Origin of the sequence: Corynebacterium sp. SCR221107, assembly GCF_027886475.1 — a bacterium.
In the GTDB taxonomy this organism is placed as follows: Bacteria; Actinomycetota; Actinomycetes; order Mycobacteriales; family Mycobacteriaceae; genus Corynebacterium.
In genome coordinates this window covers 2,631,240-2,644,406 of sequence record NZ_CP115670.1, presented here as the reverse complement: position 1 = coordinate 2,644,406, position 13,167 = coordinate 2,631,240, and the positions used below count along the sequence as shown (strand labels likewise).

Genomic DNA, 13,167 nt, shown 5'->3' with positions numbered 1-13,167 from the left:
AAGCCAAGAGTTGACAGGAGCAGCGATGCCTACGAAGTACGATCTCGCCATCATCGGATCGGGAGGCGGCGCGTTCGCCGCTGCGATCCGCGCCAGCACGCTCGGAAAGTCGGTGGTGATGATCGAGCGCGGGACGCTCGGCGGCACCTGCGTGAACACGGGCTGCGTCCCGTCGAAGGCGCTCATCGCCGCGGCCGGCGCGCGGCACGTCGCCGTCGACGCCGCAACCCGGTTCCCCGGGATCGCGACGACGGCGGATCCCGTCGACATGCCCGCGCTGATCGCTGGGAAGCAAGCGTTGGTGGAGTCGCTGCGCGGCGAGAAGTACGCCGACGTCGCCGACTCCTACGGCTGGCAGGTCCTCCGCGGCGACGCCTCGTTCGTGGGCACCCCTGATGCGCCGGTTCTCGATGTTGCCGGAGCCGACAGAAGCGTCGAGACCATCGAGGCCCACCACTACCTGGTCGCGACTGGTTCTCGCCCGTGGGCACCGCCGATCGACGGCCTGGAGGAGACCGGATACCTGACCTCGACCACGGCGATGGAGCTGACGGAGGTCCCCGAGTCGCTGCTGGTGCTCGGCGGCGGCTACGTCGCCCTGGAGCAGGCGCAGCTGTTCGCCCGCCTCGGCTCGCAGGTCACGCTGCTCGTGCGGTCCCGGCTCGCCTCGAAGGAGGAGCCGGAGGTGTCGAAGGCGCTCCAGGAGGTGTTCGCCGACGAGGGCATCCGCGTCGTCAGCCGCGCAGTGCCCACCCGGGTCTCCCGCGGCACGGGAGGCGAGGCCGTCGTGACCGCCGCCGTGTCCGGCGGCTCGCAGGAGTTCCGCGCCGACCAGGTCCTGGTCGCCCTCGGACGCCGTCCCGTCACCGATGGCCTGAACCTCGATGCGGTCGGGGTGAAGACCGGAGACTCCGGCGAGGTGGTCGTCTCCGACCGGCTGCAGTCCTCGAACCCGCGGATCTGGGCCGCGGGCGACGTGACCGGGCACCCCGAGTTCGTCTACGTCGCCGCCCACCACGGCACCCTCGTCGCCGAGAACGCGTTCGCCGACGCCGACCGGTCCGTCGACTACGCCCGCCTGCCGCGGGTGACGTTCACCGGGCCCGCGATCGGCGCGGTCGGGATGACCGAGAAGGACGTCCTCGCCGCGGGGATCCGCTGCGACTGCCGCGTCCTGCCCCTGCACCACGTGCCCCGCGCCTTGGTGAACCGCGACACCCGCGGGTTCATCAAGATCGTCGTGAACGCCGAGACGAACGAGATCCTCGGCCTGACCGCCGTCGCCAAGGACGCCGGGGAGCTCGCCGCCGCAGGCGTCCACGTGCTCGGCAGGACCGTCGCCGAGGTCGCCGACGCCTGGGCCCCCTACCTGACCATGGCCGAGGGCATCCGGATCGCCGCGAAGGCCTTCACCACCGACCCGTCGCTGCTGTCGTGCTGCGCATGAACGGCAACGCAGGCAATCGGGGAGATCTCATCCTGAAGAGGTTCAGACGATGAGCGCCCCTCCCCCTTGGTGGCTCCTGTCGGTTTTGAGATAAAGATGAATCGATAGGGCATGCCCTATCGATTCATTTTCAAAGCCAAAATTCCTACTCATCAGGAGGTGAAGGATGGATAGGATCGATATGGGGTTATGGCCAGGGACGGCGCTAATGCAAATAGAAATCTCTGTTAACTCCCCGCTGGGTGGCTTGCAGTGCACGGTAGGCGTCAGTTCCCTTGGTTTGACCCAAACCGTGAGCTCGCAGCAGGACCAACCAGGATTAGTAGGATGGAGCAGTGCCGTTACATTTTTCTTCCACACCATCAGCGTTGAGGACTACGCGTGAGTGGTTCCGAGAGCGTGGTGGATATGATCAGCACACATTCAGCAGCAATGTCGTTTGGAGGCCTCGGCAATGAGTGAGACTGCCCGATCCTGGCTGAACGACCTCACGCGTCTCTACACACCCACCTCCACGCAGTTCAATGCAGCTAAGAGCCACCGTGCCTCGATCGAGGCACGCTTGGATGACACCATCGGCATCTACCGTATGTTCGAGATCGGTTCGTTGCGGCACGGCACGGGTATCTGGCAGTACAGCGACGCCGACTATCTTGTATCCCTCAAGGGGGACAAACCCACATCACCGTGGACAACGCTGGCTAAGGTAAAAAAAGAACTCCAAGAGCGTTTTCAGAGGACCAGCATCGTCATCCGCCAACCTGCCGTCGTCTGCTACTTCTCCGATGGAGTAGTTGAGGTTGTGCCCGGATATATCAGCGACAGCGGTTATTGGATCCCGAACCCCGCCGGTGGTTGGATGAAGAGCCATCCAGAAGAGCACAACGAATACGTCAACACGATCAACAGAAAACACAACGGTGGAGCGAAGAAGCTCGCTCGTCAGCTGAAGATCTGGAAGTACCTTCGCAACGTCCCGATCTCTTCCTGCTACCTCGAGATGCGGGCCGCCCACTATCTCGAGGATGAAACAACGTACTTGTCATTCTGGGATCTCTATGGTGCCCTCGACAAGATGCATGACGCGAACCTGGCGGCGATGAACGACCCGACCGGTCTGGGTTCGCGATTCGGGGCATGCTCGTCGGAGGCAAATCGAACAAAGGCGCTCTCCAAGCTTGGCACAGCCGTTGCCCGCGCCTATAAGGCCCGCGAGTTTGAGCTCGACGGAAAGCATGCCCAGGCAATAGAGCAGTTGAAGCTGCTCTTCAACAGGTAACGGCCGACCATGAAAGCTACCGGCAATTACACCCCACCCGCAACTGGAGCAACCCTCCTGAAGCGTCAGGACGAACTCGATGCATTGCGCCTTCTGATCGCCCAGAAACGCCTGTACTCACGCGCAAAGCGGTGGGTCGCGTTTCGTTGGTTCGGGATGCTCATTATCGGCCTCGCCGCGCCCATAGTTGCGGTGATCTGGCCCCAGAGCAGTGTCGTGATGGGGAGTATCGCGGGAGCCTGGCTCTTCCTCGGACGCACTCTGCTGATGCACCTTCAGACGGAGAACACACAGCAAGCCGCTGCCGTGCAGGAGCAGTTCGATCTCTACGTCTACGACATGCCCGCGGGCGTTCCTCGTCCAAAGCTGCCTCCCCTCGAGGACATTTCTCTGGTAGCTGGGCCTGACAGTGAGTTTGTCGCCGTGGCCAAGCGGGAGAAGATGCTCGGCTGGTACGTCTTGAACGAAGATGATCCGGGTGAAGTGGCGGTTGCGATCGCGCAACGCTCGAACGCTGCCTACAGCTACCGCCTCCTGAGGATCACGGGGGTCATCTGGTCGGCGGTTGCTGCGCTTTGGGTAGTGGTGCTCATCATAATTTGTATCGTTGCCGGTCTGTCGCTCGCGATATTTCTGCTCGGGGTCGTTCTCCCACTGCTTCCCGCCTTCCTCGATGTGACCGATTACATTGTTGGTATCGTGCGCTCAGCCAGCGATCGTAAGGCGCTTTACCGAGAAATCGAAAGCAAGATCGAAAACAAGGACGAGGGGATCACCGGCGAGAACTTGCGTATCTGGCAGGAAGCGCTGTTCGAGCTTCGTCGTGATACGCCCGCAGTCCCAGATTTCATTTACAAACTCCAGCGTCCGAAGAGCGAGGCAGCGATGTCAGCCGCCGCCGCGCAGTTGAGTAAGCGGGCTCGTCAGGAGAACGAATGACGACTAGGACCTGTTACGAAAGCCAGGGAGAGATGGAGCCTTCCCAAAAGCCTTCGGGCTCACCACCTCGTGAATGGAAGACTATCTAACCGTCTTTTTCCGCCCCTTGGCCTTTCGTTTGTCTCCATGGAGCAGTCTCCGAGGCATAAGTAGACAGCATCATGTCGCACCACAATCTCGCGGAATTGACTGCAAGTTGCGCATGACGTGGCTCCAGCCCTGTCCGAGGCTTGCCGGGGCCATGTCCTGTTCCATAGCTGTCAGATGCGGGTTTTTGGTACCGGTGTTCCGGAGACCCGGTACTGCCGGGTTCCGGGTAGTTGGTACCGGGGCCGGGCCGACCGAGTCGGCCTGGTTGTTTGCTTTATTCGTCCGGTTCTATTGGGGCGGTGGCCTTGCGCATGTCGAAGTCTCCGATACGGATTCGGTGGCCGTTGTTGAGGCGGCTAACGAGTGAATCGGCTCCGACTCTGTCTGGCAGTGTTTCAACCCAGTAGGCGGCGGCCGATTGGGAGGAGATAAGTGTCGGGAGCCGACCGTCGCGGTCGAATATGATCTTGGTTAGGTCTTCTTGCCCGCGCTGGTTGATGCTCATGGTCATAAAATCGTCGATGATAAGGACATCGACGTTGATCAGTTTCCGCATCTTATCGAGGTAGTTTTGGTCAGTCGGTGAGAAGACCGCGAGCATATCTACAAGTTGATCCAGCCGGTAATACGCCACGGAATATCCAGCCTTGCATGCGGCGATGCCGATGGCGCAGGCAATGTATGTCTTGCCTGTTCCCGTCGGTGCGAGGATGTGAATGTTGGTCGGGTTTTCCCGCCAGTTGGTCGCTGCGATCCGTTTCAGCTGGCGCATGTTGATGCCGCGTTGTTCTGCCCGGGTGACTTCAGCAAGGCTCGCATCCGGGTATCGGAATTTAGCCTGGGTGATAGCCTTGGCAATGTTGCGCTGTTGGCGTTGTGTGTAGGCTTCTTCGACTGCGGCGAGGAAGATATCTTCTGGTAGCGCATCCGCATAGGCCTCGTCGTTGACAACCTCGTAGAAGATGTCAGCGAAGGTTGATACGCGAAGCTTGCGCATTTTCGCCCGCACAATCTCGTCATCGATGCTGCTCATGATTTTTACACTCCTTCTAGTTTTCGTAGTGATCAGCAGGCCGGATAAAGACGGCATCGGCCACCTCGCCGGTAAGCGGGGTACTTGGGCGTGGTTGGCGCTTGGCCACAGGCTGTGTTTTTAGCCCTGGTGACCCGGGATGTTGTTGGACGTGGGCAATGTCAGTCTGGATGCGTTTGATCACTGCCATCGTGGGGGCCAGTTTCTTGTCTAAGACCTGCTGGCATGCAGGTTCCAGGGTGGCTTTGTTGTGCTTTTTGCCCAGGTTGGCCAGCACGTTGCGTGCCTGGATGAGTCCGCGGGGTACGGCGGCACTATTGCGGTCGAGGATCATCGCTATGACTGCGTGCGTTGCTGCCCCAAACGACGAGGCCCAGGCCAAAAGCTCATCACGGGTAAGCGCCTTGTGGCCTTCATCATCGCCACGCGGTGCATGCTGAGGGTTTGTGGAATACCGGTATTTAAATCCGTGAAGGCGCGTGTGTTCAGCAACAAGCTGCTCCCCGCTGAAGATGCTCACCAGTTGCGGGGTGAGCCTGACTGTTACCGATTCTCCTACCAGCTGAAATGGCACAGAGTAGTACTGATAGTCACAGGTGATGTGCCAATTACGATCGACTTTAAGCCGCTTATAAGACACTTCCGTAAACGGCGTCGGCGGAAGATCGCGCATCACTGGTGCCTCTTCTTTATCAAAGCGCATGCGCCGTGTTGAGCCATCAGGCCGCGTCATTGCGCTGTTGATATCGGCAAGCCGATCAGCGATCGCCTCATTAAGCTCATCAAGGCTATAGAAGACCTCGTCGTTGAAGTAACCCAGGATTTTGGTGTAGGCGATTTTCACGGCACGTTCTACTGCCGCTTTGTCGCGTGGCCTGCCGGGCCGAGTCGGCACGATCGTGACCCCGTAATAGTCAGCAAACGCTGCGTAGCGGTCAGTGACCATCCGATATGTAGAGGTCTTTTTCGGCCGATAAGTCGCCGTAGAAGCATTATCCGGCACGATGACCGCCGGTAATTTGCCAAGATAGTTCAACGCCTTAACATGGCACTCAATCCAAGCCAGCATCTTCTCATTCACAGCAGCAGTAACGTACATCAGTCCTGAGTACGGGCTGACCGCGACAAACAATGACGCCTTGAATGCGGTATCACCACTGGCCTGATCCACCACTGGCACTTTGTCACCGGCCCAGTCGACATAAAGCTCTTGCCCGGGCTCATGGGTGACGACTTCGACAAGATCATTAGCACGCAGAAATTCATTGAGCCCACTGCAAAACTGGGAGTACTGGTACTTTGCCTTATCCGTCGGACAAGGCTGCGACAAGTAGTCCATCCACAGCTTGTGCCTGGTCACGTGCTTCGTACTTTTCAGCTTGCGTGCAAGAGCATGAAAATCAGGCTGGTCGTAGGACATCGTCCGCTTACTCCGGCCATCACTGAATCGATCATCAAACCATCCCGGTGGGAGCTGACGGAAACGCTCTGGAGTTAGTACCTCATCGTTGATGACTTTCTTTGCGCGGGATACTTCTCGTCGTGAACATCCCAATGCGTGTGTGATCTGCGCGTAGCTAGCACCATCAAGGCACATCGCGATGATCTGTTTGAAGTTAGCCACAAGGACCGGCTCCTTCCAAGTAAAAGTTGACGCGACACCACCGGATTGCGGTGTCGCCAGCATCAACTATGAAAGAAAACCCCTTGCAGTACCAGATACGTGGAACACCGGTACCAACTACGCGGACTCGCGGTACCAACTACCCCGAATCGACACCATAGCTATTTCGCAATTCCGCTAGCCCAGTGGCGACGCTTCGAGCCCCATTCAAAATCTGACGGACTGACTGGAGGAAGTCTGGACCGTTTTTGGGGTTCCCCTTATCTAGGCCAATCGCCCGTTGCGCCGTCTTCACCAGTGGACCTACGTCTGCTTTAGGATCGTAATCTTCCCCGACTTCGTCAAGGATGAGCTTCGCAGTTGTCTCAATCAATTCTTTCGATTGACCAATGACAGACTCAGGGTCATAGTCTCTGAACCCCCGGGACAAGCGATCCAGATGTGTGTAGATGGATTCGGGGTTTCGAATCTTGCTGAGCTCCTCTGAAGAAAACCCGAACTCGATCCGAGGGGTGATCAGCCAATCATCCGAAATCTCCAGACCATCTCGTTCAATCTGTCTCCTGATTTTTGCAAATTGTTGGTCTCGGAGCTCCGCATAGTCTGGATGAAACCCTTCCCATGCAGCTATAAGAGCGTCCTGGAGAACTCGTGCAGCACGGGTCACTTGAAGGCTGGAGGTCCAGTCCACTTGACGCAAATATGCCTCAAATAACGTCACCCGTTCCCCGCCTACTGGCTCGATCTCCCTGAGGAGGTGGGAAACCTTCTGCTTCCCACATCGCATGAATGTCGCGCAATACGATGCCGCTGACCATTTCCCGTATAGCAACGCGAGTACGTTGCCCGATCAATTCTCTAGCGCTCACCTCGTGAACTTTATCGGAGTCCCTGCATAACACAGTTAAACCATGATTTTCTGAGATCATATGGGTAAAAGGTGGTGTTGATGGCCTAGAGGAGGCCGACCACAATATCTCTTTTCACACCACCACTCAACCCGGACAGACGAAGCAATGTCTGCTCTGGATACATGTGGGCTAGGCTCTTACTTAATCTTTGATTACATGCGAGCCGAAAACGGCCGTTTCCGCTAGAAAACACAATTCGGCAGAAGACCCCTACACTCAGGGAGTCACGTCACGATTGTGTCGCAGAACCCTTATTGCCGCCGTGAGCGTGCCCACCGTAGAGGGCTTTCTCCACCCCTGCCCTCAGGAGCGGGGGTCGTGCTTGGCCGGGAACGACAGGCGAGCACGCTCAGCCGCGCGCCACGCCTCGTCGCGGGCTCCAGGTGAGGGAGCAGCGGTGACGATCTGGTCGAACATCTCCCGCAGGGGGCTAAGGTCACGGCGCTCGGAGGCGATACGACAGGCCCGGTCATTGGTGGCCCCGTGGACCCCGCGCCAGTCGAGCTGCCAGCCGGCGTCGCGGGCCACGCGGTTCCAGAACACCCGCTGCACCCGGCCGTTGCCCTCCCGGAAGGGGTGGATGTAGTTGAGCTGGTCGTAGTGGTAGGCCAGGCGGTCGATAAACCGGTCCCGGGCTATGCCTCGGAGATGGTGGTCGGCGCGCAGCTCAGCGGTGACATGGGCGGCGGCGTGACCAATCATGGGCACGGGCAGGAAAGGTTCGCCGCCCTCGACGTTTTTGCGGATGTCGACGGTGCGCAGTTCTCCCGCCCAGTCGTAGATGTCTTGGAACAGGTGCCGGTGAATGGCGCGTAATTCCTCGAGGTCCCCCGTTGCTTGCGGTGGGTGGTCCATGAGTTGGATGAGCCGGGCAAAGGATAGATCGCCCTCGGCCTCGTCGAGGGCGATCTGTGTTCGGGCGCCGACTGTGTTGCGCAGGATTCCCGTCTCGGGGTCGAGGTACGGGTCGATGAAGTCAGTCGAGTCCATAGCGGGCGCGGGCGCGGGCGACGAGCTCATCGGAGTCGATGCGGCCGGCGATGTAGGCCTCGGCGTCGGTGCGGCCGGCCGGGGTGACGGTCAGGCCCTCCATCTCGCCACTGTGGATGGCCTCAGCCACCCGTTGCCCACGCTGAGTCGTCGTGGTTGCGGTAGACGTTGACGTAGTCATGTCTCACCCTCTCGTGTCATTTCTGCTTATCACTATCCTACCGCGTGTCCCGGCACTGCCCACAGGCCGGGAAGTCATCCGTCCACCACGAGCCGGGTGCCCCTGCCGTGCCTCAGTCGAAGAACTAGGATCTCCACCTCCCAGGATGGAGACCCTCACGTGTGCCTATATATAAGGAATAGGTGCGGTACTCAACCACTCTGTGGCGGACGCCGACGATAGCCGTCTGCTCCCCACCCGGGAGGTAGGTAGGGCACCCTTCAGGGTGGCAGAACCTCAGCAGTGTGATCGCAAAGATGAGAAGGATATCCAAAGTATCCGAAATACTTTTGAAGATCTAGGCATCTCCCCGAACTTCTCGTCACTTTTATCAGTTTTCAGGCCGTTCACGTAACATAGTTAAAGTAACGTGTTAAGTGACAATTTTTGTGGACGTGAACACTTCGGTGTCGAAGTCAGAAGGCGTTTGCGCAAATGTCAGAAGTCGTCTGCACGGCCCCCTGCTCGCGCATCTGCGGGTGGGGCTCAGAGGACTTTTGAAATCGGCATTCACGCTTAACTCGCATGCAGATGAAGGCTCGAGCACATTAGAAGATAATGATCACTGTAATAACGGCGAGAAGAATCAAAATGGAAATTACCGAGCCAATCCATTGACCCCTTTTCCCTCCCTCACCGGGTAGTGGTGGCGGATCGGGCATTCGGGCCATGGGGTTCCCGCCTATCCCGCCAAAGGTCTGACCCGCCATGGGATCACGTTCATTTTGATGTTCGGCCATCTTTATCCTCTTCATCTCTACGTTGCCTACAGCCCAGCTCTACCAAAGGGCATCAAGTCACTTTGCCCCAGAGATAGGGGAAAAATCGCAGATGACTTCTGAAAACGATACCGCCCCCATTCTCCCCGGTGTGCGCCCTTCGTTCCGCTAGGGCCTGAGATCCGGAATTGACGGAGAGGTGGAAAATTACTGCCATCGAAAAATTGGGGACGGAATCAGGGTGCAAACTAAGGTGTCCCACTTCCAAGGAAGTGGAACACCCTTAATGAAAACTTAATGAAAATGCATAGTCCCAGGACACACCGTTCCACAAGCTATTCAACTCAACCGTCCCGCCAAACCTGCTGCAGAATAGACTTCCGGTACGATACCGGTCATGGATATTGGCTACGCCCGGGTTTCGACCGCCAAACAAGACCTCGACCGCCAGATCGACGCGTTGCGCCAGGAAGGTATTGCGAGCAAATACATCTACGTCGACAAGAAATCCGGGTCCACCACCAACCGCCCCGGACTCCACAAGGCACTGGATCAAGCTCGCGCGGGAGACGTCATCGTCGTCCACACGCTCGACCGATTGGGGCGCACCGTGCGGGATACGTTAAATCTGATCCATGACCTTCAGGAGCGCGAGGTCGGGGTGCGCACCCTGGCCGATCCGATCAAGGTCGATTCCTCGAATCCGGACGATCCGATGGCGCAGTTATCGGTAGTGATCCTCTCGCTATTCGGACAGATGGAACGCACCTACGCCATCGAGCGCGCGGCCCATGCCCGCGCGGTGGCCGAAGCCAAGGGAAAACGCGTGGGCCGGCCCAGTGTCGTGGACCCGGACAAGCTCCGCTACGCCGAGCACCTGCGCAACGAGGGCTTCTCGATGAGCAAGATCGTGGAGAAGACCGGTATCACCCGCTCCAGTCTCTACCGACACCTCCCGCCCCGGCCGGTGGAGACCCACACTGCCGAAGGCAAAGCCTGACCCCTGAGGCTCAGGCCCCAGCCTGTAGTGACGGTTTGTGAACGGGACTTCTGACATTTTCCGCTTTGTGCACGCGGGTAGTGACCAGATAGTAGTCAGAAGGCGTTTGCACAGCCCTGCTCACCAGGCCATGTTTGTGCAATCGCCTTCTGACTTCGACACCGCTGGTCTGGGCCGGAAGCTGCCGGTAATAGCCCTCACCTTTAAATCACGTCGGGAACACCGCCAACTAGGCAGCTGCTTCCTTCCTGCGCAGTGAAGGCCTCAGCCTGAAAGTGCAGGCGACCTCTGGCAACGACGCCACCCCATGTTGAAGTTAGTTCAGTAACAGCTGTATAGTTCAGCACATGCTGACTATTGCTTCTCGTCTAGACGTGATGAACCGGTTGGGTCGGGCCATGGCGGATCCGACTCGTTCCCGCATTCTCCTGGCGCTGCTGGAGGGGCCGGCCTACCCGGCCACTCTCGCCCAGGATCTGGAACTGACGCGCTCGAACGTGTCGAACCATCTCGCCTGCCTGAGGGACTGCGGAATTGTTGTCGCCGAACCGCAGGGGCGACAGACCCGCTACGAGATCGTTGATGCTCATCTGGCGCAGGCGTTGAACGCGTTGCTGGATATCACCCTGGCAGTCGATGACAACGCCGAATGCATCGACGCCGGATGCGCCGTACCTGGGTGTGCCACTGGACCGGAGAGTGCGTAGTGGTAACCGGTCTACTGTCGGCGATTGGTCTGTTTATCGCCACCAATATCGACGATATCATCGTGCTCTCGCTGTTTTTTGCCCGCGGGGCGGGGCAAAAAGGGACCACGCTTCGGATTCTGGCTGGCCAGTACCTCGGCTTCATGGGCATCCTCGCGGCCGCAGTCCTGGTCATGCTGGGGGCAGGAGCATTCCTACCTGCTGAGGCGATCCCGTACTTCGGACTAATTCCCCTGGCCCTGGGACTATGGGCGGCCTGGCAGGCTTGGCGAAGCGATGATGACGACGATGATGATGCGAAGATCGCCGGGAAAAAGGTGGGTGTGCTGACCGTCGCCGGTGTGACGTTTGCCAACGGTGGCGACAATATCGGCGTCTACGTCCCGGTATTCCTCAACGTGGACACTGCCGCCGTCATCATCTACTGCATCGTTTTCCTCGTCCTGGTGGCAGGCCTGGTCCTGCTGGCAAAGTTCGTGGCCACCCGCCCGCCCATCGCAGAAGTCCTTGAGCGCTGGGAGCACGTGCTGTTCCCGATCGTCCTGATCGGCCTGGGCATCTTCATCCTCGTCAGCGGCGGCGCCTTCGGCCTCTAATAAGCCCATCCCGAGCGCCCGGGTGGCCTATCCAGGTGTTGCCATCGGCGTCGACTGAACCGCCATTCGAAGCCGCGGAAAAACCGCCAAACGAAGCTGCAAGTCACAGCGGTTTTAGGGTGTGTGCCACCTGTTGCTCTGGGGTATACCCTAGTAAGACATTTCCCGGCCGTTTTCCCAATGCCCCCTTCTCCCATATCGGGTTCTGGAGGATAGAGTTATTGTGAATACCAGGAGCTATCCGGGCCGGTCGGTTGGAAAGAATTTGGACCGGGTTCCCGTATAATTTTTGCTGACGAGAGATTATGGAGGTGGGGGAGTTGGAATGGCTGTTTAGCGGAATAGGAACTTTTCTAATCGGGTTGCTGGTAGGCGGGACGGGTGGCAGCGCTGTTACCTGGCGAGTGATGGTGAAAAAGAATGATGAGTCCCAGCGTCAGCGCGCAGGAGATAACTCTCGCCAGATTCAGGCGGGCCGGGACATTCGGGATATTAAATGAGTCGGCAGTCTCAGTCGGCTGGGGACAACTCGACCCAAGTACTGGCCTCTAGGGACGTAGTGATTGGCCTGACGGAACCCCGTGCTCGCGAAATTGCTGAGCAAGCAGCGAAATCGGTTGTTGCAGAATATGCGGATGAAAGCGTACGAGTAATTCAGGAACGCATAACCAAACTTGATGACCGAGTTATCGCATCCCTTGTGAGGGAGGGACGACTGGAGGTCTTTGCAGATCCTGGTTTTCAGCGTTCCTACACGAAGGCACAATCGGGTGCCGCTGTATCGGATAAAGACAGTGATTATGATCTGTTGGCGGGATTGCTAGTTGATCGCGTCAAGCGAGGGGCTTCCCGCAATATTAAGGCAGGAATTGAGCGCTCGATCGAGATAGTTGATCAAATCGATGATGAAGCTCTTCGTGGTCTTACTGTAATTCAGGCTATTCAGCAGTATCGCCCTCTTGGCTCACGTTTGGATGATGGCCTAGATACGATGGAGGATCTCTTCGTAGACTTGCTCGATGGCCCGCTGCCAGAAGGCGCAGAATGGCTAGACCATTTAGACATATTGGATGCGTTACGTATCAACCAAGTCTCTGGACTTAAGTCTTTTCGGGACTATTACCCCACAATAATGCCTGGCTATCTCGCATCGGGAGCGCCCATAGGTAGTCCTCAACTACCATTCATAATCTGTGACAGGCCACAATTCGGACCAGCTCTGCTGGTGCAGCATGAATTACGACCCGGATACTGGCGCTTCGCTGTAGCCGATACCGATACGCTCAAGCACACATTACCTAATGCCGAAAACATTCATTCAGAACTAATTGAGCAAGCAGAAGATCGCTTAGGCTTCGGAGCGATCGATCCCGAGCTTGTCGATTTGTTCCTAGAGAGACTACGACTACGACCCACCCTTGCAAAAATTGAAACCTGGTGGGACCAGATCCCACATGCCATGCAAATCACAGGGGTTGGTAGGGTGCTGGCTCGTTCCAATGCACTTCGCCTAGATGTGAGGAAAGTCTTGCCGCCGATCGATTGACGAGAGAGCGATCAGAGCGGTGCTGTTGCAAAGTTGGGGCAGTAGGAAGAGCGACGTGAAATAATC

The 13,167-nt window shown here is 57.9% G+C and carries 14 protein-coding genes; 7 read left to right on the top strand and 7 right to left on the bottom strand.

The features are described 5' to 3' along the window. Window positions 1-25: 25 nt before the first annotated feature. The 3 genes from merA to PAB09_RS11590 all read left to right on the top strand — a co-directional run bounded on the left by merA (window position 26) and on the right by PAB09_RS11590 (window position 3,665). Complete coding sequence (gene merA, locus PAB09_RS11600; protein WP_003859023.1) at window positions 26-1,447, top strand: mercury(II) reductase; 1,422 nt, start codon at window positions 26-28, stop codon at window positions 1,445-1,447. Between the two features lie 454 nt (window positions 1,448-1,901). Beyond that, window positions 1,902-2,726 (top strand): SMODS domain-containing nucleotidyltransferase, encoded by an 825-nt coding sequence (locus tag PAB09_RS11595; RefSeq protein ID WP_271033799.1) that lies wholly within the window; start codon window positions 1,902-1,904, stop codon window positions 2,724-2,726. A gap of 9 nt (window positions 2,727-2,735) precedes the next feature. Then, window positions 2,736-3,665, top strand: coding sequence for an S-4TM family putative pore-forming effector (locus tag PAB09_RS11590; RefSeq protein ID WP_271033798.1), 930 nt, complete (start codon window positions 2,736-2,738; stop codon window positions 3,663-3,665). A gap of 85 nt (window positions 3,666-3,750) precedes the next feature. On the opposite strand, the gene PAB09_RS13380 is transcribed toward PAB09_RS11590, so the two are convergent. The 7 genes from PAB09_RS13380 to PAB09_RS11560 all read right to left on the bottom strand — a co-directional run bounded on the left by PAB09_RS13380 (window position 3,751) and on the right by PAB09_RS11560 (window position 9,273). Next, a complete protein-coding gene (locus tag PAB09_RS13380) occupies window positions 3,751-3,882 on the bottom strand; it encodes a hypothetical protein (protein ID WP_442873756.1) in 132 nt (43 codons plus the stop codon). 147 nt (window positions 3,883-4,029) lie between these two features. Continuing rightward, a complete protein-coding gene (locus tag PAB09_RS11585) occupies window positions 4,030-4,788 on the bottom strand; it encodes an ATP-binding protein (protein WP_271033409.1) in 759 nt (252 codons plus the stop codon). Window positions 4,789-4,804: 16 nt separating this feature from the next. Next, complete coding sequence (gene istA, locus PAB09_RS11580; RefSeq protein WP_271033410.1) at window positions 4,805-6,412, bottom strand: IS21 family transposase; 1,608 nt, start codon at window positions 6,410-6,412, stop codon at window positions 4,805-4,807. Window positions 6,413-6,551: 139 nt separating this feature from the next. Beyond that, entirely contained in the window at window positions 6,552-7,133 is a 582-nt protein-coding gene (locus PAB09_RS11575) for an abortive infection family protein (RefSeq protein WP_271033797.1), read from the bottom strand. A 493-nt stretch (window positions 7,134-7,626) separates the two neighbouring features. After that, on the bottom strand, window positions 7,627-8,343 hold the full coding sequence (locus tag PAB09_RS11570; protein WP_271033796.1) for a Fic/DOC family protein: 717 nt from the start codon (window positions 8,341-8,343) through the stop codon (window positions 7,627-7,629). Next, complete coding sequence (locus PAB09_RS11565; protein ID WP_271033795.1) at window positions 8,300-8,494, bottom strand: hypothetical protein; 195 nt, start codon at window positions 8,492-8,494, stop codon at window positions 8,300-8,302. Before PAB09_RS11565 ends, PAB09_RS11570 begins: the two co-directional genes overlap by 44 nt. A 587-nt stretch (window positions 8,495-9,081) precedes the next feature. Beyond that, window positions 9,082-9,273 carry a hypothetical protein gene (locus tag PAB09_RS11560; RefSeq protein WP_271033794.1) on the bottom strand — a complete coding sequence of 64 codons (192 nt, stop codon included), beginning with the start codon at window positions 9,271-9,273 and terminating at the stop codon, window positions 9,082-9,084. A 376-nt stretch (window positions 9,274-9,649) separates the two neighbouring features. Between PAB09_RS11560 and PAB09_RS11555 the strand changes: the two genes are divergently transcribed. The 4 genes from PAB09_RS11555 to PAB09_RS11540 all read left to right on the top strand — a co-directional run bounded on the left by PAB09_RS11555 (window position 9,650) and on the right by PAB09_RS11540 (window position 13,101). After that, entirely contained in the window at window positions 9,650-10,252 is a 603-nt protein-coding gene (locus PAB09_RS11555; protein WP_271033793.1) for a recombinase family protein, read from the top strand. Between the two features lie 347 nt (window positions 10,253-10,599). Continuing rightward, a complete protein-coding gene (gene cmtR, locus PAB09_RS11550; protein ID WP_271033792.1) occupies window positions 10,600-10,959 on the top strand; it encodes a Cd(II)/Pb(II)-sensing metalloregulatory transcriptional regulator CmtR in 360 nt (119 codons plus the stop codon). Then, window positions 10,917-11,555: a cadmium resistance transporter gene (locus PAB09_RS11545; protein WP_271033791.1), complete on the top strand. Its 639-nt coding sequence runs from the start codon at window positions 10,917-10,919 to the stop codon at window positions 11,553-11,555. The genes cmtR and PAB09_RS11545 overlap by 43 nt, the downstream gene beginning before the upstream one ends. Before the next feature lie 559 nt (window positions 11,556-12,114). Further along, window positions 12,115-13,101: an LPO_1073/Vpar_1526 family protein gene (locus PAB09_RS11540; protein WP_271033790.1), complete on the top strand. Its 987-nt coding sequence runs from the start codon at window positions 12,115-12,117 to the stop codon at window positions 13,099-13,101. Window positions 13,102-13,167: the final 66 nt, after the last annotated feature.

Coding starts and splice junctions, on each gene's coding strand:
- PAB09_RS11545 (WP_271033791.1), top strand. CDS start 10,917: ATGCGCCGTACCTGGGTGTGCCACTGGACCGGAGAGTGCGTAGTGGTA.
- PAB09_RS11590 (WP_271033798.1), top strand. CDS start 2,736: ATGAAAGCTACCGGCAATTACACCCCACCCGCAACTGGAGCAACCCTC.
- PAB09_RS11560 (WP_271033794.1), bottom strand. CDS start 9,273: ATGGCCGAACATCAAAATGAACGTGATCCCATGGCGGGTCAGACCTTT.
- cmtR (WP_271033792.1), top strand. CDS start 10,600: ATGCTGACTATTGCTTCTCGTCTAGACGTGATGAACCGGTTGGGTCGG.
- PAB09_RS11585 (WP_271033409.1), bottom strand. CDS start 4,788: ATGAGCAGCATCGATGACGAGATTGTGCGGGCGAAAATGCGCAAGCTT.
- PAB09_RS11555 (WP_271033793.1), top strand. CDS start 9,650: ATGGATATTGGCTACGCCCGGGTTTCGACCGCCAAACAAGACCTCGAC.
- PAB09_RS11565 (WP_271033795.1), bottom strand. CDS start 8,494: ATGACTACGTCAACGTCTACCGCAACCACGACGACTCAGCGTGGGCAA.
- PAB09_RS11595 (WP_271033799.1), top strand. CDS start 1,902: ATGAGTGAGACTGCCCGATCCTGGCTGAACGACCTCACGCGTCTCTAC.
- PAB09_RS11570 (WP_271033796.1), bottom strand. CDS start 8,343: ATGAGCTCGTCGCCCGCGCCCGCGCCCGCTATGGACTCGACTGACTTC.
- merA (WP_003859023.1), top strand. CDS start 26: ATGCCTACGAAGTACGATCTCGCCATCATCGGATCGGGAGGCGGCGCG.